This window comes from Aestuariirhabdus litorea (assembly GCF_003864255.1).
GTDB classification, from domain to species: Bacteria; Pseudomonadota; Gammaproteobacteria; order Pseudomonadales; family Aestuariirhabdaceae; genus Aestuariirhabdus; species Aestuariirhabdus litorea.
This window is the reverse complement of sequence record NZ_QWEZ01000002.1, coordinates 468,587-490,008: the sequence shown is the minus strand read 5'-3', so window position 1 is coordinate 490,008 and position 21,422 is coordinate 468,587. Positions and strand designations below refer to the sequence as shown.

Below are 21,422 nucleotides of genomic sequence, written 5' to 3'. Positions count from 1 at the left end.
TTATCAACAGACTACCTGGTTTCGGCCAACCACTGGCTTACCCGTCTGGACACCCATTCGGGGTCGCTTTGGGTTGGCTCCCCTAGCGGGTTGCCCTCGCCCGCCACCACCTCGTGCTGGTAGGCAATCTCAGCCAGTCGAAACAGTGCCTGCTCCGCTGGGTTGCGCTTCAGAGGCAAGTGCTCCACCGCGATCCCCACTTCGGCAAAGAGCTCGATGGAATCCCGCAGGCGGTAGTCTTCGGCGTAGTAGACCCGCTTTACGCCACCAAGATTGATCAGCCGCTTGGCGCACATACGACAAGGCAGGTGGGTGACAAAGACAAACTTTTCATAGTGGCGCGGGGCATCGCAGTTGATAACCCCGTTCTCCTCCGAGTGGAGACAGCCGCAGGAGCCGGGGGTATCGCTGTCACAGTGGTTGTGCAACCCCGACGCGTTACCGTTATAGCCTACCGCAAACACCTTACGGTAATCGGTACTGGTAATGACCGTCCCTACATTCAGTCGATGACAGGTGGAGCGCTCGGCAATTTGATAGGCAAAGCCCATGTAGACATCGGCAAAACTGGGACGCCCCCCGTTATCTGGCGCGGAATGACTCACTTCAACCTCCTCGAGCTGATGGTTGCCGTTATTATGCGCGCTCACCCTATAAGATGCACTGCCCTCGTGTTTGGCTGCGTTGTTCTTGCCGCTTAACTCTTGTAAGGTATTTCAAAAACACCGTTGCTCACTCCGGGTCTTCTCCATGGGATTTGTCAGAACCGCTTCCACGTTAGGTGCTCTATTGCTATCGGTGCCCGCTCCCTCTGCTAGCGCGGAAGATTATCGACTGGCAGTGGGCGCGGGTGTCTTTGATCCACTCGGGTCGGGTACCACCGGTATGCTTTCTGTCATGCTCGAGGGGCCTGCTGTTCAGTCGATCTGGTCGATACGCCCTGCCCTGGTGGGTTTTGCCCTTGAGCGAAGTGGTTATTACCTCGGCATAGGAGGGCACAAGGAGTTTAGCCTCGCGCAAAAATGGCATTGGGGGGTAGCGACCGGGCTCGGTTATTACCACCAGGGGGCCGAACGCAACGAGCTTGGCTATGATATTGAGTTTTACTCACGTATAAGCATCAGCTACCAACTCTCCTCACGGCAGGCGGTTCGCGCCGAGTTTGGCCACATCTCGAACGCGGACCTGGGGGAGGAAAACCCTGGCTCAGAAACCGCCACCTTAAGCTGGATAAGCCATTTCTAGTGCCGCCCTGGTGCTGGCCTTACCGGTAAACTACGGCACTAGGCGATGGGGTTGCGTGTGGTATGCAAGTCCTCAATAGCAATCCGGTAGTAGTCAGCGGCCTTACCCCGAAGCAGGTCGACAATGTCGGCGTCGACCTTACCCTCGTCGGCCAATGGCTGCAGGATTGCCAGGATCTCCTCCACCGACAGACGTCCCTTGTAGGGTCGCTTTTGTGCCAACGCCTGGAAGATATCCGCAATGGCGATGATGCGCGACTCCAGATCGATCTGCTCCCCCTTTAACCGGAAGGGGTAGCCGGAGCCGTCGATCCGCTCGTGGTGGTTGGCCGCCCATTCGCCGATTTTTGAATCGGGGAAGAAACTTCTGAGGGTTTCTCGTGTATCCACGGTGTGGCGTTTTATCTGCGAGTACTCACGCGCATCCAGGCTGCCCTTCTTGTGCAAAATCTGATCGGGCGTCCTGAGCTTGCCGATGTCGTGGAGCAACCCAGCTATGTAGACCTGTTCCAAACGCTGGGCCTCTACCCCCGCCTCTTCAGCAATCGCCTTCGCCAATATCGCTACCTTTTCCGAGTGCTGGTAGGTCAGAGGACTTTTGGCATCCACTATGTGGGCCAGAAAGCGCGCCAGCTCGATCACCTCATCCATGACGAGCTGGCGGTCGTAGTGGCTGCCGTAGCTAAAGCCCGTTCCTATCTGTTCGATGGCATTGGCCTCCATGGTGTACCAGAAGCCATCGAGGTTGATCAGCTCCACCATGCTGTTGGCCAGCTCGGGATGAAAGATCTCACCGGCATTCGACAATATGTTTTCGCCGATCGCTGATTCATAGATGGTCACAATGTCCGGATGCTGGCCGTTGAGGTAACGTGCTCTTAAAAAGTCGAGGCGATCGGCCAGGAAGATCAGGGCGGCGATATCCCGGGTATCAGGGTCCAGATCCAGCTCCCTGAGCCTAACCCAGGGGGTGTGGTGATACCGCACCACCTCGGCAAAATCGGCCAAAACCGAGCAGCCGATCAGCGCCTCATAACCGCGGATGCAGTGTGCTTCACTGCTTTCCGGCTCCAGGCACTCCAGCAGGTCAAGATGCTCCTTGGTGGTCGACACCCCGCAGTCGTGAATCAGGCCCGCGAAGTAGGTAAACTCCTGCTTCTGCTCCGGCCAGCCCAGTCGCTTCGCGCACTCGTAGGCCATATAGCCGACTCGGTGACCATGGTTAATATCATCAATTCCAACGTAGTCCAGTGCCCTTGCCAGCATCAGCAGCGCGTGTCGAAGGTCGATCTGTACCCTGGTTTCGGGCTTGATGTATGGCTGATCCATTGCGTTGTAGGTCCTTACCCTGGTCCTGAGGCGTTTATTCTACGCAGTAAGCCTGTGCGGCCCGCGAGACCCTCCCCTTCGAGTATAGAGGCTGTCACATGCTTTACTAACCATTGACGCCTTCTATGCTCGAGGCACTGGGTTCACAGGGCCGACAACGGAAGAACAACCCCCTGATGTGCACTAAGCGGTCCCTCAAATTCGTCTTGATCGACCGGCCGGCTGGCCGGGTTGTAGTCTAATAATAGAGTTGGTAACCAATAGCATGCTCGACCGCTGATCGCAGGCTGCGACTGGTAGTAGTCCAACTCATGCTTGGTGATCCAGCGATGCTTGAGCAGCGCTTTTACTTTCGGCAGCATCAGCGCGATCCGCCATGCGATACCTTTGCCCCATCGCCCTGTTGCGTGGTGATGGTGTTCACCTGACGGTCCCCTTCGTGCCCATTTCGACCTGTTAGAGACCGCTGATATTAAGAGGAGGGTTAGCCAGTCAGAAACCCCAAAGCGCACACTTTTCAGCAGAGCCTATGCCCATCACGGGTACCAATCCTTCACGGCTATATTCGACAACTTGTTGCTTGTGATTGCCGGGAGCGCCTCTCAGTCAGCAACGAAATGCTTGCCGAGCAGCCCGTAGTAGAAATTGGCGTCGTTAAGGACACCGACAAACTGGCCTTCATCTTCCAGAAGCACCGGCAGCCGGCTGTCATAACGTAGTTGAATTGCTTCTCGCATCGAGATATTCGATGAGGCTATAGAGAACTGGCCACGCGACGTTCCTTGGGCGCCGCTGTTGTTACGAGCTGACTGTATGATGCTGTCAGCACGGCCGCACCGCGCGATGCGACCTTGCTCTAGTTCGACCCAGTATCGTTCACTATTAAGCAGCAGACGGTCACCCTGTTTTTCCAGTTTTTCAGCTGGCGTCATTAGGGTTTTGCCGCCTAGCACATTGAGCGGATTAGTGTGGGCGACGAAGTCCTCGACGTAGCTGTTTTCCGGGTTGAGCACGATCTCTTCGGGCTTGCCATGCTGGATTATTTTGGCTGATTCCATGATGGCAATGTGCGAACCGATCTTGAGGGCCTCATCCAAATCGTGGCTCACAAAGAGAATGGTCTTGTTAAGGTTGCGTTGTAACTCAATGAGCTCATCTTGCAGCTGGGCGCGAATCAGCGGGTCGAGGGCTGAGAACGGTTCGTCCATCAGTAGGATATCGCTATCCATGGCGAACGCGCGAGCGAGACCGACACGCTGCTGCATGCCTCCGGACAGCTCATGCGGACGATGGTGCGCCCACTGGTCGAGGCTGACCATCTCCAGTTTCTCCATTGCCTGGCGGTGGCGATCTTTTTTATTCATTCCTTTCATTTCCAGCCCAAACGCAACGTTATCGAGCACCGAGAGCCAGGGCATAAGGGCAAACTTCTGAAATACCATGGAGATCCGGTGGGTGCGCAGTTGTCGCAGCGTGCGGGCATCGCAGTTGGCCATTTCAATCTGCTGCTCGCCGTCGCGGAGTTTAAGGCTGCCGCGGCTGATCCTGTTCAAGCCGTTAACGGTGCGCAACAGGCTCGATTTGCCAGAGCCTGACAGGCCCATCAAGACGCAGATTTCTCCTTCGCGTACCTGCAGATTGGCGTTCTGTACGCCGACAACGGCACCGCTTTGGTCGATCACCTCCTGGCGGGTGAGTCCCTGATCCAATAGCGCAAGGGCTTCGGTCTGCTGGTCGCCAAACACCACGTCAAGGTGGCTAATGTCGATCATGTTCATCCTGTGCTCTCCTTGGTGTCACGTTGTTTACAGAGGCGGTCGAGAATGATGGCGACCAGAACGATGGCCAGGCCGGCCTCGAACCCCTGAGATATATTGACGGTGTTAAGGGCCCTCACGACCGGCTTGCCAAGGCCGTCTGCGCCCACCAGCGCGGAAATCACCACCATCGACAGCGACAACATGATGCACTGGGTGATCCCGGCCATGATGCTGGGCATGGCGGCTGGCAGTTCGACCTTCAACAGCAGCTTCCATCGGGTAGCCCCGAAGGCTCGGCCCGCCTCCAGCAGCTCTGCGGGCACGCTGCTGACGCCGAGCGCGGTGAGGCGGATGGGCGCGGCGATGGCGAAGATAATGGTCGAGATCAGACCCGGAACCACGCCCAGGCCGAACAGAATCAGCGTGGGGATCAGGTAAACGAAGGTGGGGATGGTCTGCATCAGGTCCAGCAGCGGTCTAATCGCCACGTGAAAGCGTGGGTAGTGGGCTGCCAGAATACCGATGGGGATGCCGAACAACACACACAGGAAGGTGGCCATAAGCACCAGAACCAGGGTTTCGATCATCTCAGTCCAGTAGCCCAAATTAGCGATCAGCAGCAGCCCTAGCACCACGAAGAGCACTTGAGCCAGTGAGCGATGTAGCCACCAGGCGAGGGCACCGACAGCACCGACCAGTGCCAGCGGAGGACAGTTTAGTAACAGGTCGGTTAGGCCCAGAATCAGCCATTCGAGGGAGATGGCGATGGCATCAAACAGCGCTGCAGCGTTGCCGATCAGCCAGTCAACCAGTTGCTCCATCCACTGGCCAAGCGGGATTTTGTGTTCGGTAATCCAGTTCATCGTCGCATTCTCGTGGGATAGGGGGCGCGAGGAGTTAGCCCCGCGCCCGGTAAAACTGTCTGCAAAATGACCTGATTACAGCGCCAGGTGAGCCCGAACGGCAGCAAGGCCTGGCTTGCCATCCAGCGTTTTGACCCGCTCTAGCCAAGGCGCGAGGGCTTCGGGGTTATTGCGTAGCCATGCTTTGGCCGCTTCGGCTGGCCGTTGACCATCATCAAGGATGGCGGCCATCACTTCATTTTCCATGGGCAGTGAAAACTTTAGGTTGCCGAGCAATTGGCCGACATTGGGGCACTCGCTGCGGTAGTTCTGGCGAGTGTTGGTGTAAACCGTGGCACCACCGTAGTTTGGGCCAAACCAGTCATCCCCCCCGTCGAGGTAGGCTATTTTGAAGTTGCTGTTCATCGGATGCGGAGCCCAGCCGAGAAAAACCACCCACTGGTTGCGGCGTTCGGCGCGCTGAACTTCAGACAACATCCCGGCTTCGGAGGACTCCACCAGGCGGAAATCTCCCAGGCCGAAGGCGTTTTTATCAATCATCGATTGGATCAGGCGGTTACCATCGTTACCAGGCTCGATGCCATAGATGCGCCCACGGAACTTGCTCTTGAAGCGCTCGAGGTCAGCAAAGGATTTAACTCCTCCATCGTAGGCTGCCTGGTTAACGGCCAAGGTATATTTGGCCCCTTCGAGGTTGGCATCGAGGATTTCGACAGTGCCCGCTTCACGGTACTTGGCGATATCACCCTCCATGGTCGGCATCCAGTTACCTAGAAACACATCCAGTTCGCCGGCAGCCAACGAATTGTAGGTGACCGGCACCGACAGCAGCTGGGTCTTCGGTGTGTAGCCCAGTCCTTCGAGAAGCTGGGATGCAACCGCGGTGGTGGCGGTGATATCGGTCCAGCCAACGTCAGCGAAACGAACAGTGCTGCAGTCCGCTGCTTGTGCGACGCTGCTAAGGATTGCGCCGAAGGCGAAGCTGGCAGTGGCCAGGTGACGGATGGCGGTGTGTTTAATCGATCGCATATTGAGTCCTTTGTTGTGGTTAGAGTATCTGCACCTAGCGCTGCTGATGCTGGTAATCCGGGTGGATCCAGACCGGAACATCGGCGGCTGGTAGCGGTTTGCGGCCGCGTATCAGATCGGCAACTTTTTCCGCCACCATAATGGTGGGGGCATTGAGGTTGCCATTGGTGATGGTTGGGAAGACCGAGGAATCGACCACGCGCAAGCTGTTGACGCCACGCACCTTACAACTCGGATCTAACACAGCCAGGGGGTCGTCGTCCGCACCCATCTTGCAGCTGCAAGACGGGTGATAGGCGCTTTCTACGTTCTGGCGCACCCAAGCATCAATCTCATCATCGCTTTGTACGTCGGTCCCGGGCTGGATTTCATCGCCGCGATAGGGCTCAAGCGAGGGCTGGTTGAGAATCTCGCGAGTCAGGCGGATACAGCGGCGCCAGTCTTCCACATCCTGCTGATCCGTCAGGTAGTTGAACTGAATCCTGGGGTGGACCGACGGGTCGGCGCTTGAAATCTGAATCCTGCCGCGGCTACTGGGCTTGTTGGGGCCGACATGGACCTGGAAACCGTGCCCGGCAAAGGCAGCGCGGCCATCGTAACGCATCGCTGCTGGCAGGAAATGGAACTGAATGTCCGGCCACTTCATCCCTTCGCGTGAGCGGATAAAGGCACAGGACTCAAAGTGGTTGGTCGCACCCAGGCCATCTTTGAACAGCAGCCAGCGCGCACCGATCAGCCCTTTGCTGATCAAACCGAGTTTGCTGTTGAGGCTTACCGGCTGAGTGCACTGGTACTGGAAGTAGACCTCGAGGTGGTCTTGCAGGTTTTCCCCCACGCCGGGCAACTCTTTAACCACGGGTACCCCTGCGGCTTCAAGCACCGGACGCGGACCGATACCCGACAGCTGAAGCAATTGCGGTGACCCAACCGAACCTGCCGATAGCACCACTTCCTGGTTGGCTTTGACCTGCTGGATGGTACCGCGCTTTTCAAACTCGACGCCGGTGGCGGTGATCTGATCGCCGCTGCCGCGGGTAGTGACTTTTCGTACCAGCACCCCGGTGACCAGGGTCAGGTTTGGCCGCCGCATCGCTCGCCGCAGGTAGGCATTGGCGGTGGAGCTGCGCACGCCATCTTTAACGGTCATGTGCATGGGGCTGAACCCCTCTTGTTGATAACCGTTGTAGTCCTTGGTTTCCGGATACCCGGCGTCCTTACCGGCGTTGATAAACGCCTGGTAAAGCGGGTTCAGGCGCATACCGTTGCCGTTGCAGGTGCCGACTGGACCTTCGCCTCCGCGGTAGTCATCGGCGCCGCCTTCCCAGGTCTCGGCGCGCTTGAAGTAGGGTAAGCAGTGCTGATAGTCCCAGCCTTCGGCACCGGCTTGCTGCCATTGGTCGAAATCGCAGGCGTGTCCGCGCACATAAACCATACCGTTGATGGACGAGGATCCGCCCAGCGTGCGACCGCGAGGGGTGTGCAGCGAGCGACCCTCAAGCCCAGGTTCCTGTTCGCTATGGAACTGCCAGCACAGGCGTTCCGTGTTCATCGGATAAGATAGCGCCGTAGGCATCTGCACAAAGATGCTGCGGTCGCTGCCGCCGTTTTCCAGCAGCAACACACTGTTTTGTCCATCCTCTGTCAGGCGGTCGGCCAGCACACAACCGGCTGATCCTGCACCAACGATGACATAGTCGTAACACTGATTCATTGATTGCGTCCCTTTATCCAGCGCCGTTAATAGGGCGATTCCAGTTCGCCCAGCTCAACGTAAACGCTCTTGGTCTGGGTATACTGGTAAAGGCTTTCGATGCCGTTTTCGCGGCCAATGCCAGAGGCCTTGTAGCCGCCCACCGGCATCTGCGCAGGTGACGCCCCCCAGGTGTTAATCCAGCAGATACCGGCCTGAAGTTGATTGATTACGCGATGGGCGCGACTGATATCGCGGGTAAAAACGCCCGCGGCCAGGCCGTAGTCTGTGGCGTTAGCGCGTGCGATTACCTCCGCTTCATCGCTGAAACGCAGCACCGACATGACCGGACCGAATACTTCGTCGGTTACCTGCGGCATGCTGTCATCACAGTCGACAAATACGGTCGGCATGACGAAAGCGCCTTTTTCAAGGCCGTTACCACTGGCGCGTTCGCCGCCGCAGAGCAGGGTAGCTCCCGCAGCTTTGGCAGCGTTGATGTAGCCCATCACTTTTTCTAGGTGTTGCTCTGAGATCAGAGCACCGACCTGCGTGGCAGGATCGGTCGGGTCGCCCACAATCAGCCTCTCTGTACGCTTTTTCAGCGCGGCCACGAACGGGTCGTAGAGCGAATCATGGACAAATACGCGGGTGCCGTGGGTGCACACTTCACCCTGGGTATAAAAGTTGGCCAACATGGCACCAGTGACTGCGCGATCGAGTTCGCAGTCGTCGAAGATAACCAGCGGCGACTTGCCGCCCAGCTCCATGGTGACCTGCTTAAGGCTCGACGCTGAATCCGCCATCACCCGCTTGCCGGTGTTGCACTCGCCGGTAAATGAGACTTTGGCGATACCAGGATGACCGGTCAGCATTTCGCCGGTACGTGCATCGCCCTGGACAACGTTGAAGACCCCATCCGGTAGCCCCGCTTCGGTGTAGATTTCAGCCAGTTTGGCGGCGGTCAACGGGGTTTCTTCCGATGGTTTGAAGATCATCGCATTGCCGGCGGCCAGTGCCGGAGCGGATTTCCAGCAGGCAATCTGAATTGGGTAGTTCCACGCCCCGATGCCGGCGCAGACCCCGAGTGGCTCTCGGCGACTGTAGAAGAAATTGCTACCCCCGAGGTCCTGGTATTCGCCCTGAATCTTGTCCGCAAGTCCTGCGTAGTAATCGATCACCTCGGCACCACTGAGGATATCGACGGCCACGGCTTCCTGATAGGGCTTACCAGTGTCCTTGACCTCCAGCAAAGCAAGCTCTGTGTTTCGTTCGCGCAACAAGGCGGCGGCTCGCTGCATCACTGCAGCGCGTTCGGGACCACTCATGGACGCCCAGCGCTGCTGGCCCTCTACGGCGCTCTTGTGCGCCAGTTCAATCACTGCCGCATCGGCCTGGGCCACGGTCGTGATCGTCTCTCCGGTGGCAGGGTTGGTGCTGGTAAAGGTCTCGGTGGCGGGGCGGTTAAGATAACCACCGCTGATGTAATGTTGCAGCATAGTGATAGGTGAACTCGTATAGCTGTTGAAAATCGGATTGAGGCGGACAGGCTATGCGCCTAGTGCCATAGCTCGGCTGGCAAGCGGCGTTGCAGGTAATCGAGAATGACTGCGCGCGCCTCAGTTCGGTTGATGCCGTCTGGCGACAGCGCGCCGCGCAGCCAGATACCGTCGATCAGCGCGGCAACGCCTCTGGCGATGAATGCAGCTTCATCGACATTGACCACTTTTTTTAGCTCGCGCCGCAGGTGTGATAACAGGCGTTTTTCGTTGACGTGCTGGAGCCGGTGCAGGGCCGGTTTATGCATGGCTAATGACCAGAATGTCAGCCAGGTTTTGACCACTTTGTCGTCAATTTGATTTGAGGCGAAATTACCATTAACGATAGCGATGATGCGAGCAACGACATCATCGGAGGGAACAGACTTCAGCTCCTCTTGGACCGCAATTGACAGATCCTGCAGTACCGCACGCATCGTCTCTTCCAGCAACTCGTCCTTGCCACCGAAATAGTGGTTGATAATTGCCGGCGAAACGCCCGCATAGCGGGCTATCATAGCCACACTCGCCTTATGAAGCCCAACATCGTTAATCGCTTCCATGGTGGCGTTAATCAATTGTGGTTTTCGGACCTCCGGCATTCCGACCTTAGGCATGGTGTTTCTCTTAATTTAAATAAACATTCAATTAAGAATAACGGGACGAGGAAATACTTTCAAGTCTAATCTTTAGACATCAACATAATTACGCAATGGAGAGTCAGGCTACCTAAGGTGGCGTCGGCCCTGTCGCAGGGGCGTCATATATATTGAAGGGGCATGGTGTCTGCTTTCGGGAGTTAGAAATGCGTAGCTGGCAAGTTGATCAGCGGCGTCTAACGTTTCGTTTAGTTCGCTAAGGGTCCTTTACGCCAAACCACCTTTCGCACGGAACAGCTTCTTGCTCTCTGCCGCCGACTACCCATCATATGCAGGAACCCTTGGTTAGTGGTCATTAATGGCACGGTGCCCCCCCCCTAGAGTGCCAATAGCCATTTTTTATGGCTGTCATTTTATTTCTGCGTTTTCCCACAGACGCTCTCCGCCCTACGCTACACCTCGCCGGGCTTGAAGCGTGCGTCACCGTGATACGCACTATTGTGGTACCAGAGATACTGATAGAGGTGTCGAAACTTGTGGCTTAGGTGAGCTGCTGGCCAATCCACCGAGCTCTTCACTGTTTCTTTATCATGCTGAAAAGCCCGCCAGACCTGCTGGCGGGCTCATTTTCGTGGGGGGGCTATTCTACCGTGACCGACTTGGCGAGGTTGCGTGGCTGGTCGACATCCGTGCCTTTGATGATGGCGACAAAGTAGGAGAGCAACTGCAACGGGATGGTGTAGACGATCGGGGCGATCAAGTCATCCACCCGGTTCAGGGTCAGCACCTCAACATTATTCCCCTGCATCAGGCGGGCATCGCTGTCGGCAAACACATAGAGCAAACCGCCACGCGCCCTCACCTCTTCCATGTTGGATTTGAGTTTTTCCAGCAACTCATTGTTGGGGGCCACCACCACTACCGGCATGCTGTTGTCGATCAGTGCCAGCGGTCCATGCTTGAGCTCGCCAGCCGCGTAGGCCTCAGCGTGGATATAGGAGATCTCCTTCAGTTTCAGGGCCCCCTCCATGGCGATCGGGTACTGGCTCCCGCGCCCGAGGAACAGGCTATGATGTTTGTCGGAGAAAGCCTCAGCCATGGTTTCGATATCGTCGCTCAGGCAGAGCGCACTTTCGATCACCGAGGGCAGTGAACGCAGGGACTTGACCAGTTTCGCCTCACTCTCCTCGCTGAGATCGTTGTACCGACCGATGGCGGCAACAAGCATCAGCAGCGACACCAGCTGGGTGGTAAAGGCTTTGGTCGAGGCCACACCAATCTCGGCGCCAGCACGCGTCATGAACGCCAAGTCCGACTCTCGCACCAGGGATGAGCCGGGAACATTGCACAACGTCAGTGACGCCATATAACCGGACTCCTTGGCCAGACGCAGGGCCGCAAGGGTATCGGCAGTTTCTCCGGACTGGGAAATAGTGACAAAAAGGCTATTGTCCGGCACAAAACTTTTCCGATATCGGAATTCCGAGGCTATCTCAACATTACACTGGACTCCCGCTACCGACTCGAACCAGTAGCGCGCCACCATGCCGGCGTGATAACTGGTGCCACAGGCAATAATCTGAACATTTTTTACTTTAGAAAAAATGTCGGCGGCCTTCTCACCAAAGGACTCGATAATTACCCTCCTATCGGTCAGGCGATCTTCAAGCGTATTGCGGACAGCACTCGGCTGCTCGTGGATCTCCTTGAGCATGTAATGGCGATATTGCCCCTTGTCTCCCGCATCGTGATCCAGGTCGCTTTCGATCACCCTACGCTCCACCCGCGTTCCGCTGCGATCGTAAATATCGACTTTAGTGCGGGTCATCTCACAGACATCGCCTTCTTCCAAAAAAAGAAAGCGGCGTGTGACCGGCAGCAGCGCCAACTGGTCGGATGCAAGAAAGTTTTCACCGATCCCCAACCCCACCACCAGTGGGCTTCCAGACCTGGCAGCTACGAGCCGGCTGGGATCACGACGATCCATCACTACTGTGCCATAAGCACCTTCAAGCTGATTGACCGCTGCGAGGACTGAAGACAACAAATCCTCATTTTTTGATAGCTCGCGGTGAATCAGATGTGCCATTACCTCAGTATCGGTTTCGGAGGTAAACTTATAGCCATCCCTGCTCAGCTCATCACGCAGCACTTCGTGGTTTTCGATGATGCCGTTATGGACAATGGCCAGATCGCCACAGGAAACGTGAGGGTGGGCGTTGTTTTCGCTGGGTACACCATGTGTCGCCCATCGAGTATGGGCAATACCACTTCCTCCGCTCAGGGGATGCGCCAGCAGTGCCTCTGCCAACTCCGACACCTTACCAAGGCGTCGTACCCGCTGCATATTACCCTGCCCGTCCACAATAGCGACACCGGCAGAGTCATAACCACGATACTCGAGACGTTTGAGACCCTCGAGCAGGATATCCGCCACATCTCTCTGGGCAACCGCCCCAACAATTCCGCACATAACCGTTTCCTTCTTTATTCCCCAGTGGTTTTGCTTTCCTGTTTGACCGGCCGTTGCCAGCCCGACAGGTTTCGTTGCCGGCCACGGGCCACGGCCAGCTCTCCATCCTCCACCGACTTGGTGATAGTGGACCCCGCCCCTGTAGTTGCCCCCTCACCTACCGTTACCGGTGCCACCAGGGAGGTGTTGGAGCCGATAAAAGCGCCGCTCTTTATCTGGGTTTTAAACTTGTTAACACCATCGTAATTACAGGTAATGGTGCCGGCACCCACATTTACCGCCTCACCCAGTTCGGCATCGCCAACGTAGCTCAGGTGGTTGATTTTGCTGCCCTTACCGACAATCGCCTTCTTGGTTTCGACAAAGTTACCGATCTTGGCTTTGGCTGCCAGTTGGGTTCCTGGCCGCAGCCGTGCAAAGGGACCCACCTCGCAGCATTCACCTACCAGCGCCTGCTCGAGCACCGAGTTGGCCTTGATGTGGCTGCCTCTGCCAATTCGGCTGCCGTTGATGACACAGTTTGGGCCAATAATGACACCATCCTCCAGGGTTACCTCCCCTTCGAAGACGCAGTTCACATCAATAACAACATCCTGCCCCACCGAGAGATGACCACGCACATCCATGCGTGCGGGATCCATCAGTGTAGCCCCCTCTGCCATCAGTCGTTCAGCTTGTCGTCGCTGATACCAGCGCTCCAGATCCGCCAGCTGCTGACGGTTGTTGACCCCTTGAACCTCCTGCTCAACGGGCGCGTTACAGGCCACTACCTGCTCACCCTCGGCTACCGCCATCGCAACGGTGTCGGTAAGGTAATACTCCCCCTGTGCATTGTCGGCCCTGAGGGCCGGCAGCCAGCGCTGAAGATTAGCGGCAGTGGTGGCCAGGATGCCCGTATTGACCTCATTGACTAGGAGCTGCTCGGGAGATGCATCCTTGTGCTCCACAATGGCGGTTACCCCCCCTTGTTGGTTACGGATAATACGGCCATAGCCGGCCGGATTGTCCAGAGCAACGGTCAAGAGGGCCAGGGGGGCCTGATCCAGCGAGCTCACCAATTCTATAAGGGAGGACGAGCTGGTAAGGGGAACGTCGCCATAGAGTACCAGCACCCGATCAGCACCCGCTATCTCGGGCAGGGCCTGGGCCACTGCGTGACCGGTCCCCTTCTGCTCACTCTGCTCTACCCAGGAGAGATCGAGGGCACAAAGGCGCTGCTTAACCTGATCGCCGCCATGGCCCACGACTACATGAATTCTACCCGAGCCAAAATGTGCCACGCACTCCTCAGCTCGCTCGATCACATGCTGGACCATTGGTTTACCCGCGATGCCATGCAGCACCTTGGGCAGCGAAGATTTCATACGGCTTCCCTGACCGGCCGCCAGGATTACAATGTCGACGCGCATGCACCCAACCTGTGTATCAAAAAGTGTTTAAATGAGGCCCTGTAAATGAAAAAAGGGCAGTCCGCAGACTGCCCTTAGGTACAGCATATTCAGGCCCGCGATTATTTGCGGATTTTATCACGGATCTGCCTGAGGGTTCGCAGCTGCGCACTGGCTTCTGCTAACTGTGCCGCAGCGCGGGAGTAGTCCAGCTCCGAGCTTTGGTTAGCGAGCGCCTGCTCAGCTTCCCGCTTGGCCTCTTCGGCCGCGGCCTCATTCATATCGTCGGCACGTAAAGCGGTGTCAGCCAACACCTTAACGTTGTTCGGCTGCACTTCCAGGTAGCCACCGGAGATGAAGTAGATCTCCTCTTCGCCGTTTTGCTTGATGATCCGGATAGGACCCGGCTTCAAGCCGGTCAGCAGGGGCGCGTGACCCGGAGTTACCCCCAGTTCACCTTCGCTACCATAGGCGATAACCGTCTCCACCAGACCGGAGAAGATCGCCGTTTCAGCGCTGACGATGTCACAATGTACAGTCATTGCCATCGTTATTTGCCTCTTGTCGGTTTAACCATTATGGCGGATACCGGAGTAACCGCCATCCACAACTTACAGCTTCTTGGCTTTCTCGATGGCTTCATCGATGGAGCCAACCATGTAGAACGCCTGCTCGGGCAGGTTATCGTACTCACCGGAAAGCAAGCCCTTGAAGCCAGCGATGGTGTCCTTCAGGGAAACGTACTTACCGGGAGAGCCGGTGAATACTTCCGCTACGAAGAATGGCTGAGAGAGGAAACGCTCGATCTTACGGGCACGGGCTACGGTCAGCTTATCCTCTTCTGACAGCTCGTCCATACCCAGGATCGCGATAATATCCTTCAACTCCTTGTAGCGCTGCAGGGTACCCTGAACGCCACGGGCCACTTCGTAGTGCTCCTGGCCGATCACCAGCGGGTCGAGCTGACGCGAGGTGGAGTCCAGCGGATCGATCGCCGGGTAAATACCCTTGGCAGCGATGTCACGGCTAAGTACCACGGTCGCATCGAGGTGGGAGAAGGTGGTTGCAGGAGAGGGGTCAGTCAAGTCATCCGCCGGTACGTATACCGCCTGGATAGAGGTGATAGAACCGGTCTTGGTGGAGGTAATACGCTCCTGCAGACGACCCATCTCTTCAGCCAGAGTCGGCTGGTAACCTACTGCAGAGGGCATACGACCCAACAGTGCAGATACCTCGGTACCGGCCAGGGTATAACGATAGATGTTATCGACGAACAGCAGTACGTCCTTACCCTCGTCACGGAACTTCTCTGCCATGGTCAGGCCGGTCAGGGCCACACGCAGACGGTTTCCTGGGGGCTCGTTCATCTGGCCGTAAACCATCGCTACCTTGGACTCTTCAGGCTTCTCAAGGTTAACAACGCCAGCTTCCTGCATCTCGTGGTAGAAGTCGTTACCCTCACGAGTACGCTCACCTACCCCTGCAAACACGGACAGACCGGAGTGCTTCAGGGCGATGTTGTTGATCAGCTCCATCATGTTTACGGTTTTACCTACACCGGCACCACCGAACAGTCCGACCTTACCCCCCTTGGCAAAGGGGCAAACCAGGTCGATTACCTTGATGCCGGTTTCCAGCAGGTCAGCAGAAGCTGACTGCTCGGCATAGGTAGGCGCGGCACGGTGAATGGAGGAACGCTCCTTCTCGCCGATGTCACCACGCTCGTCGATGGGGTTACCCAACACATCCATGATACGGCCGAGGGTTTCAATCCCTACGGGTACCATGATCGGTGCATTGGTGCTGGAAACGCTCAGGCCACGGCTCAACCCTTCAGTAGAGCCCATGGCGATGGAGCGCACGATACCGTCGCCCAACTGCTGTTGAACCTCGAGAGTGGTCTCTTTCCCCTCTACCTTCAAGGCGTCAAACACCTTGGGTACGCTGTCGCGGGGGAACTCCACGTCGATCACGGCACCGATGATCTGTACAATACGTCCGCTACTCATAAGTAGGATCCTCTATAAATACTCGTTGGTCATCGACGCCTTAAACGGCCGCCGCACCACTTACAATCTCAGAAATTTCTTGGGTAATCGCAGCCTGACGAGCCTTGTTATAAACCAGTTGCAGTTTATCGATGAGCTCACCGGCGTTGTCGGTCGCGCTCTTCATCGCCACCATACGCGCAGACTGTTCACAAGCGCCATTTTCCACCACAGCCTGGTAAACCTGTGACTCGATATAGCGGATCAACAGACCGTCCAGCAGCTCCTTGGCATCGGGCTCATAGATATAGTCCCAATGATGCTTCAGGGCCTCATCATCGTCCGCTGGCAAAGGCAACAGCTGCTCATCAACCGGCTGCTGGGTCATGGTGTTTACAAAATTGCTGTACACCAGGAACAAACGGTCGATCTTGCCCTCATCGTAGGCATCGAGCATCACCTTAACGGCACCAATCAGATCCGCGATATTGGGTTGGTCACCCAGATCACTGACCGCGGCAACAACGTTCCCGCCGTAATGGCGGAAAAACGCTCCCGCTTTTTTACCGATGACACAGATATCAACCGCCACACCCTGGTCGGACCAGCTCTTCATCGACTTGATTGTGTGCTTGAACACATTGATGTTCAGGCCACCACACAAGCCGCGATCGGTGGATACAATGATGTATCCGACGCGCTTGGCTTCCCGCTCTTTCATGTAGGCATGCTGGTACTCGGGTGACGAGTTTGCAACATGACCAACCACTTCACGAATACGCTTTGCGTAAGGGCGGCTGGCTTCCATACGATTTTGAGCTTTACGCATCTTACTCGCGGCCACCATCTGCATGGCGCCCGTGATTTTCTGCGTATTTTTAATGCTACCTATCTGTGTACGTATCTCTTTTCCGACTGCCATATCTCACCTTTATCTGGTTGCTGGCACTACCCGGAGGTAGTACGGAAAAGCCAGCCGTTAGTACGACTGGCCTTTCTCTTGTTACCAGGTTTGAGTTGCCTTGAATTTCTCCAGCATCTCTTTCAAGGTGTTCTCGATCTCGTCGTTGTAATCACCACTCTGCCCCACTTTTGCCATTAGCTCAGCGTACTCGCTGTCAGCGTAAGCGATCAGAGCGGATTCGAAATCCAGAACTTTGTTGAGTTCAACGTCCTTCAGGTAACCCTTTTCCGCAGCAAAAAGACTGACAGCCATCTCGGCGATGTTCATCGGAGAGTACTGCTTCTGCTTCATCAGCTCGGTTACACGCTCACCGTGCTCCAGCTGAGAGCGGGTTGCTTCATCAAGGTCAGAGGCGAACTGGGCGAAAGCCGCCAGCTCACGGTACTGGGACAGAGCGGTACGAATACCACCACTGAGCTTCTTGATGACCTTGGTCTGTGCTGCACCACCGACGCGGGATACGGAGATACCGGGGTTGATCGCAGGACGGATACCGGAGTTGAACAGGTCTGCTTCGAGGAAGATCTGGCCGTCGGTGATGGAGATTACGTTGGTCGGTACGAACGCAGATACGTCACCGGCCTGGGTCTCGATGATCGGCAGGGCGGTCAACGAGCCGGTTTTGCCTTTCACTTCACCGTTGGTGAACTGCTCTACGTACTCAGCGTTGACACGAGCGGCACGCTCGAGCAGACGGGAGTGGAGGTAGAATACGTCACCGGGGTAGGCCTCACGTCCGGGAGGACGCTTCAGCAGCAGGGAGATCTGACGGTAGGCCCAAGCCTGCTTGGTCAGGTCATCGTAGATAATCAGGGCATCTTCACCACGGTCACGGAAGTACTCACCCATGGAGCAACCGGCGAAAGGTGCCAGGTACTGCAGGGCAGCGGTGTCAGCGGCACCCGCGTTGACCACAATGGTGTGCTCCATCGCACCGTGCTCTTCCAGCTTACGCACCACGTTGGCGATAGAAGACTGCTTCTGGCCGATGGCAACGTAGACACACTTAATACCGGTGCCTTTCTGGTTGATGATGGTATCGATCGCAACAGCGGACTTACCCACCTGACGGTCACCGATGATCAGCTCACGCTGGCCACGACCGATCGGGATCATGGAGTCGATCGCCTTAAGACCCGTCTGTACCGGCTCATCAACGGACTGACGGGCAATTACACCAGGAGCAACCTTTTCAACCGGTGAGGTTAACTCAGTGTCAATAGCACCTTTTCCATCGACAGGATTACCCAGGGTGTCCACCACGCGTCCGAGCAGCTCAGGGCCAACCGGTACTTCGAGGATACGACCGGTGCAACGAGCGGTTCCGCCCTCTACCAACGGCTCATAATCACCCAGGATTACGGCACCGACCGAGTCACGCTCAAGGTTCATGGCCATACCGTACAGGCCGCCATCGAACTCGATCATTTCGCCGTACATTACGTCTGCCAGGCCGTGGATCCGCACGATACCGTCGGATACGCTGACAATGGTGCCCTCGTTACGGGCCTCAGAAGTGATATCGAGCTTCTCGATACGCTTCTTGATAATTTCGCTGATTTCAGCGGGATTTAGTTGCTGCATGCCTTTATCCTCAAATCCTAATTCGATTAGGAGTTAATCGCCTCGGCTAGTTTCGAGATTTTGCTGCGAACAGATGCATCGATGACCAGATCAGCCGCGCGAATCACTACACCACCAATCAGTTCGGCGTGGGTTTCGCTGCTCAGGTTTACCTTGCGATCCAGTTTTTTGCTCAATGCTTGTGCCAGGGCAGATTGTTGCTTATCGCTCATATCAAAAGCGGTCTCGACCTTGACGTCGATCTGCTTCTCCTGCTGAGCCTTGAAGTTTTCAAACAGTGCTGAAACCTCAGGCAACAAACCCAGACGGTTGTTTTCGGCCATTACCGTGAACAAGTTTTTAGCTTCTTCATTCAGTTTGCCTTCGCAGACATCCACGAAAGCGGCGGCCTTCTGTTCACGACTCAGTGCCGGATAATCCAGAAACAATTTCATGGAGTCATCTTTGGCTACTGCAGCACCCAGCTGGAGCATCCCGGCCCAAAGGTCGAGATCACCCGAATCCTGGGCTGCCTCAAACGCTGCCTTAGCGTAGGGCCTGGCTACTGTCGTTAACTCTGCCATGATTAACCCCTATCAAAGTTCTTTAGCGAGTTTATCGAGCATCTCACTGTGAGCATTCGCGTCGATAGAGGACTGCAGAATCTTCTCAGCACCAGCAACAGCAATGGCTGCCACTTCTGCACGAAGCGCTTCCTTAAGTCGATTCTTCTCCTGCTCAATTTCTGAACGAGCAGCAGCAAGCAATCGATCACCCTCTAAACGGGCCTGTTCTTTGGCCTCATCAATGATTTGGTTGGAGCGCTTGTTCGCCTGGTCAATCAACTCAGCAGCTTGCTGCTTGGCATCACGCAGCTCTTTACTGGCTTTTTTCTTAGCCAGATCAAGATCACGTGAAGCACGCTCGGCAGCACTCAACCCTTCGGCGATGGACTTCTTACGCTCTTCCATCGCCGCCAGGATTGGTGGCCAAACATATTTCATGACCAGATAAACGAATACGCCAAACGCAATCATCTGGCCGATAAACGTTAGATTAAAATTCACACCGCTTCTCCGTTAATTGGAATTGATGTCGTGGTGTTTCTACTTAGCCAGCCAGTACGAACAGGATGTACATACCCAGACCGACACCGATCATAGGAACAGCGTCAACAAGACCCATAACGATAAAGAATTGAGCACGCAGCATGGGGATCAGTTCTGGTTGGCGAGCACCACCTTCCAGGAACTTGGAACCCAGGATACCTACACCAATAGCCGCACCTACAGCGCCCAGACCCATCAGGATGCCACTTGCGATTACTAACAGAGCAGTTGCTTCAGTCACTGTTTTATCTCCAGATTTACTAAGGTTGGTTATTAAAAAGAAAACGCTTTAGTGATCTTCACCCGTGTCATAAGCCATGCTCATGTACACGATAGTGAGAACCATAAAGATAAACGCCTGCAGAGAGATGATCAGAATGTGGAACAGCGCCCAGACCAGCTGGAGACTGCCGCCGAATACTCCCATCAGGAAGCCACCGCTGAACATCAGAGCGATCAGGATAAAGATCATCTCACCAGCGTACATATTGCCAAACAGTCGCAAACCCAGTGATACCGGCTTGGCGATCAGGTTGACGAACTCCAGGACAAAGTTAATCGGCACAAAAAACGCCTGAAGTGCTATGTTCTTGCTGCTAAAGGGGTGCAGGCAAAGCTCACCCATAAATCCACCAATGCCCTTCTCACGGAAGCTGTAGAAGAGGATCAGGATAAAGACACAGGCCGCCATCCCAAGGGTAATGTTGGGATCGGTCGAGGGCACAATCTTGAAGTAGACGTGATGCGCATCGGCACCAAATACGGTCACACCGATGATCTTTGCGATCTCGGGGATCAGGTCAATCGCTATCAGGTCCATCAGGTTCATAAAGAACACCCACACCAGAATGGTGAGAGCCATTGGTGCCACCATCGGGTTCTTGTAGGGGAACATACTGCTGACGTTACTTTGCACAAACTCGACCACCGTCTCCACCAGGTTCTGCATCCCGGTTGGCACACCCGAGGTGGCTTTTTTGGCAACACTGCGGAACATCCAGTAGAAAACGGCTCCCAGGAGGATGGAGATACCCATACTGTCCAGGTTCAGCGCCCAGAATCCCATATCGGCTGCTTCCTTACCGGAGGCGGCCATGGTCCAGAGGCTATCGGAAAGCACACTGCCATCGGCTCGTTCATAGCCCGCGGGGAGCTTGCCATAGGTCAGGTTGGTGAGGTGGTGTTGAATATACGACGATGCGGTAATTTCAGTTGCCATACCTTGGTCTCAAACGTTATTAACTGTCGTTCAGTCGCCCACTCAATAGCGGCGACAGACTGTTGATCATCAGCACAACAAAGAAGGTTATAAACAGCGAGGGTGCATAGAGCGGTGTGATAAACGCAAACACAGCCGCAAAAAGTATCGCTGTTAAACCAAACTTCACTGCTTCACCAACGTACATCGAGTTGGTTATTTTTCGTACCGACCCTACCCTGACGGAGATAAAGGTCTTATAAATCAAAAGCGCATTGGGAAGCATGAAGACCATACCGCCCAGCAGCGCGGAATAGGCTGCTTCAAAGCTCTGCAGGGAAAAGAGCATCCCCATCGACAGCGTTACGATCAATTGCAACGCCAATAATCTGTACAGGGGCGATCGAGTGATGTGAGATACGGATTTCTTCACGTCAGCTCACCCTCACCATTGCCCCTGGATCGCCTTTTTTAGAGACCGGGCACGTTACCCTGATTCAAAGCGTCGGTGATTATAGGGGGAATGCCCCCCTCATTCAATAGCCATCAGGGGGGGCTGCCAGAAAAAAGCCTGTGGCGAAAAGGCCTTTTTTTACTGTAAAAACAATAAGCTGCGAAACCGAAACTAAGCGTACATATAGCTAGATATGGGTAACACTACCCACCTAAACACTACATATAGTTTGA

21 protein-coding genes are annotated in these 21,422 nt (G+C 55.5%); 1 reads left to right on the top strand and 20 read right to left on the bottom strand.

Annotated features, from left to right (window positions below):
* Nucleotides 1–11 precede the first annotated feature (11 nt).
* Nucleotides 12–605, bottom strand: a complete 594-nt coding sequence (locus D0544_RS12280) for a deoxycytidylate deaminase (protein WP_125016561.1) — start codon at nt 603–605, stop codon at nt 12–14.
* Between the two features lie 145 nt (nt 606–750).
* Here D0544_RS12280 and D0544_RS12275 point away from each other — a divergent pair, with 145 nt between their 5' ends.
* Nucleotides 751–1,245 carry an acyloxyacyl hydrolase gene (locus D0544_RS12275; RefSeq protein ID WP_125016559.1) on the top strand — a complete coding sequence of 165 codons (495 nt, stop codon included), beginning with the start codon at nt 751–753 and terminating at the stop codon, nt 1,243–1,245.
* Nucleotides 1,246–1,283: 38 nt separating this feature from the next.
* On the opposite strand, the gene D0544_RS12270 is transcribed toward D0544_RS12275, so the two are convergent.
* The 19 genes from D0544_RS12270 to D0544_RS12180 all read right to left on the bottom strand — a co-directional run bounded on the left by D0544_RS12270 (nt 1,284) and on the right by D0544_RS12180 (nt 21,168).
* Nucleotides 1,284–2,573, bottom strand: a complete 1,290-nt coding sequence (locus tag D0544_RS12270) for an HD-GYP domain-containing protein (RefSeq protein WP_125016557.1) — start codon at nt 2,571–2,573, stop codon at nt 1,284–1,286.
* A 143-nt stretch (nt 2,574–2,716) separates the two neighbouring features.
* Nucleotides 2,717–2,935 (bottom strand): hypothetical protein, encoded by a 219-nt coding sequence (locus tag D0544_RS12265; protein ID WP_125016555.1) that lies wholly within the window; start codon nt 2,933–2,935, stop codon nt 2,717–2,719.
* Between the two features lie 240 nt (nt 2,936–3,175).
* Nucleotides 3,176–4,351 (bottom strand): choline ABC transporter ATP-binding protein, encoded by a 1,176-nt coding sequence (gene choV, locus D0544_RS12260; protein WP_125016553.1) that lies wholly within the window; start codon nt 4,349–4,351, stop codon nt 3,176–3,178.
* Nucleotides 4,348–5,196: a choline ABC transporter permease subunit gene (gene choW, locus D0544_RS12255; protein WP_125016551.1), complete on the bottom strand. Its 849-nt coding sequence runs from the start codon at nt 5,194–5,196 to the stop codon at nt 4,348–4,350. Before choW ends, choV begins: the two co-directional genes overlap by 4 nt.
* Nucleotides 5,197–5,271: 75 nt before the next feature.
* Nucleotides 5,272–6,225, bottom strand: a complete 954-nt coding sequence (locus tag D0544_RS12250) for a choline ABC transporter substrate-binding protein (protein WP_125016549.1) — start codon at nt 6,223–6,225, stop codon at nt 5,272–5,274.
* A gap of 34 nt (nt 6,226–6,259) precedes the next feature.
* Nucleotides 6,260–7,936, bottom strand: a complete 1,677-nt coding sequence (betA, locus tag D0544_RS12245) for a choline dehydrogenase (RefSeq protein WP_125016547.1) — start codon at nt 7,934–7,936, stop codon at nt 6,260–6,262.
* A gap of 26 nt (nt 7,937–7,962) precedes the next feature.
* The gene (gene betB, locus D0544_RS12240; protein WP_125016545.1) at nt 7,963–9,420 is read right to left on the bottom strand and encodes a betaine-aldehyde dehydrogenase; all 1,458 of its coding nucleotides are present in this window, start codon (nt 9,418–9,420) and stop codon (nt 7,963–7,965) included.
* A gap of 53 nt (nt 9,421–9,473) precedes the next feature.
* Nucleotides 9,474–10,070, bottom strand: a complete 597-nt coding sequence (gene betI / locus D0544_RS12235; RefSeq protein WP_125016544.1) for a transcriptional regulator BetI — start codon at nt 10,068–10,070, stop codon at nt 9,474–9,476.
* 622 nt (nt 10,071–10,692) lie between these two features.
* A complete protein-coding gene (gene glmS, locus D0544_RS12230) occupies nt 10,693–12,525 on the bottom strand; it encodes a glutamine--fructose-6-phosphate transaminase (isomerizing) (RefSeq protein WP_125016542.1) in 1,833 nt (610 codons plus the stop codon).
* 14 nt (nt 12,526–12,539) lie between these two features.
* Entirely contained in the window at nt 12,540–13,934 is a 1,395-nt protein-coding gene (gene glmU / locus D0544_RS12225; protein ID WP_125016540.1) for a bifunctional UDP-N-acetylglucosamine diphosphorylase/glucosamine-1-phosphate N-acetyltransferase GlmU, read from the bottom strand.
* Between the two features lie 101 nt (nt 13,935–14,035).
* Complete coding sequence (locus tag D0544_RS12220) at nt 14,036–14,461, bottom strand: F0F1 ATP synthase subunit epsilon (protein WP_125016538.1); 426 nt, start codon at nt 14,459–14,461, stop codon at nt 14,036–14,038.
* Nucleotides 14,462–14,524: 63 nt separating this feature from the next.
* Nucleotides 14,525–15,922 carry a F0F1 ATP synthase subunit beta gene (atpD, locus tag D0544_RS12215; RefSeq protein WP_125016536.1) on the bottom strand — a complete coding sequence of 466 codons (1,398 nt, stop codon included), beginning with the start codon at nt 15,920–15,922 and terminating at the stop codon, nt 14,525–14,527.
* Nucleotides 15,923–15,962: 40 nt separating this feature from the next.
* On the bottom strand, nt 15,963–16,823 hold the full coding sequence (atpG, locus tag D0544_RS12210; RefSeq protein WP_125016534.1) for a F0F1 ATP synthase subunit gamma: 861 nt from the start codon (nt 16,821–16,823) through the stop codon (nt 15,963–15,965).
* 81 nt (nt 16,824–16,904) lie between these two features.
* Nucleotides 16,905–18,449 (bottom strand): F0F1 ATP synthase subunit alpha, encoded by a 1,545-nt coding sequence (gene atpA / locus D0544_RS12205; RefSeq protein WP_125016532.1) that lies wholly within the window; start codon nt 18,447–18,449, stop codon nt 16,905–16,907.
* A gap of 26 nt (nt 18,450–18,475) precedes the next feature.
* Nucleotides 18,476–19,012 (bottom strand): F0F1 ATP synthase subunit delta, encoded by a 537-nt coding sequence (locus D0544_RS12200; RefSeq protein ID WP_125016530.1) that lies wholly within the window; start codon nt 19,010–19,012, stop codon nt 18,476–18,478.
* Nucleotides 19,013–19,024: 12 nt separating this feature from the next.
* Nucleotides 19,025–19,495 (bottom strand): F0F1 ATP synthase subunit B, encoded by a 471-nt coding sequence (locus D0544_RS12195; protein WP_125016528.1) that lies wholly within the window; start codon nt 19,493–19,495, stop codon nt 19,025–19,027.
* A 43-nt stretch (nt 19,496–19,538) separates the two neighbouring features.
* On the bottom strand, nt 19,539–19,778 hold the full coding sequence (gene atpE, locus D0544_RS12190) for a F0F1 ATP synthase subunit C (RefSeq protein ID WP_125016526.1): 240 nt from the start codon (nt 19,776–19,778) through the stop codon (nt 19,539–19,541).
* Nucleotides 19,779–19,826: 48 nt separating this feature from the next.
* Nucleotides 19,827–20,756, bottom strand: coding sequence for a F0F1 ATP synthase subunit A (gene atpB, locus D0544_RS12185; RefSeq protein WP_125016525.1), 930 nt, complete (start codon nt 20,754–20,756; stop codon nt 19,827–19,829).
* A gap of 19 nt (nt 20,757–20,775) precedes the next feature.
* A complete protein-coding gene (locus D0544_RS12180; protein WP_125016523.1) occupies nt 20,776–21,168 on the bottom strand; it encodes an ATP synthase subunit I in 393 nt (130 codons plus the stop codon).
* Nucleotides 21,169–21,422: the final 254 nt, after the last annotated feature.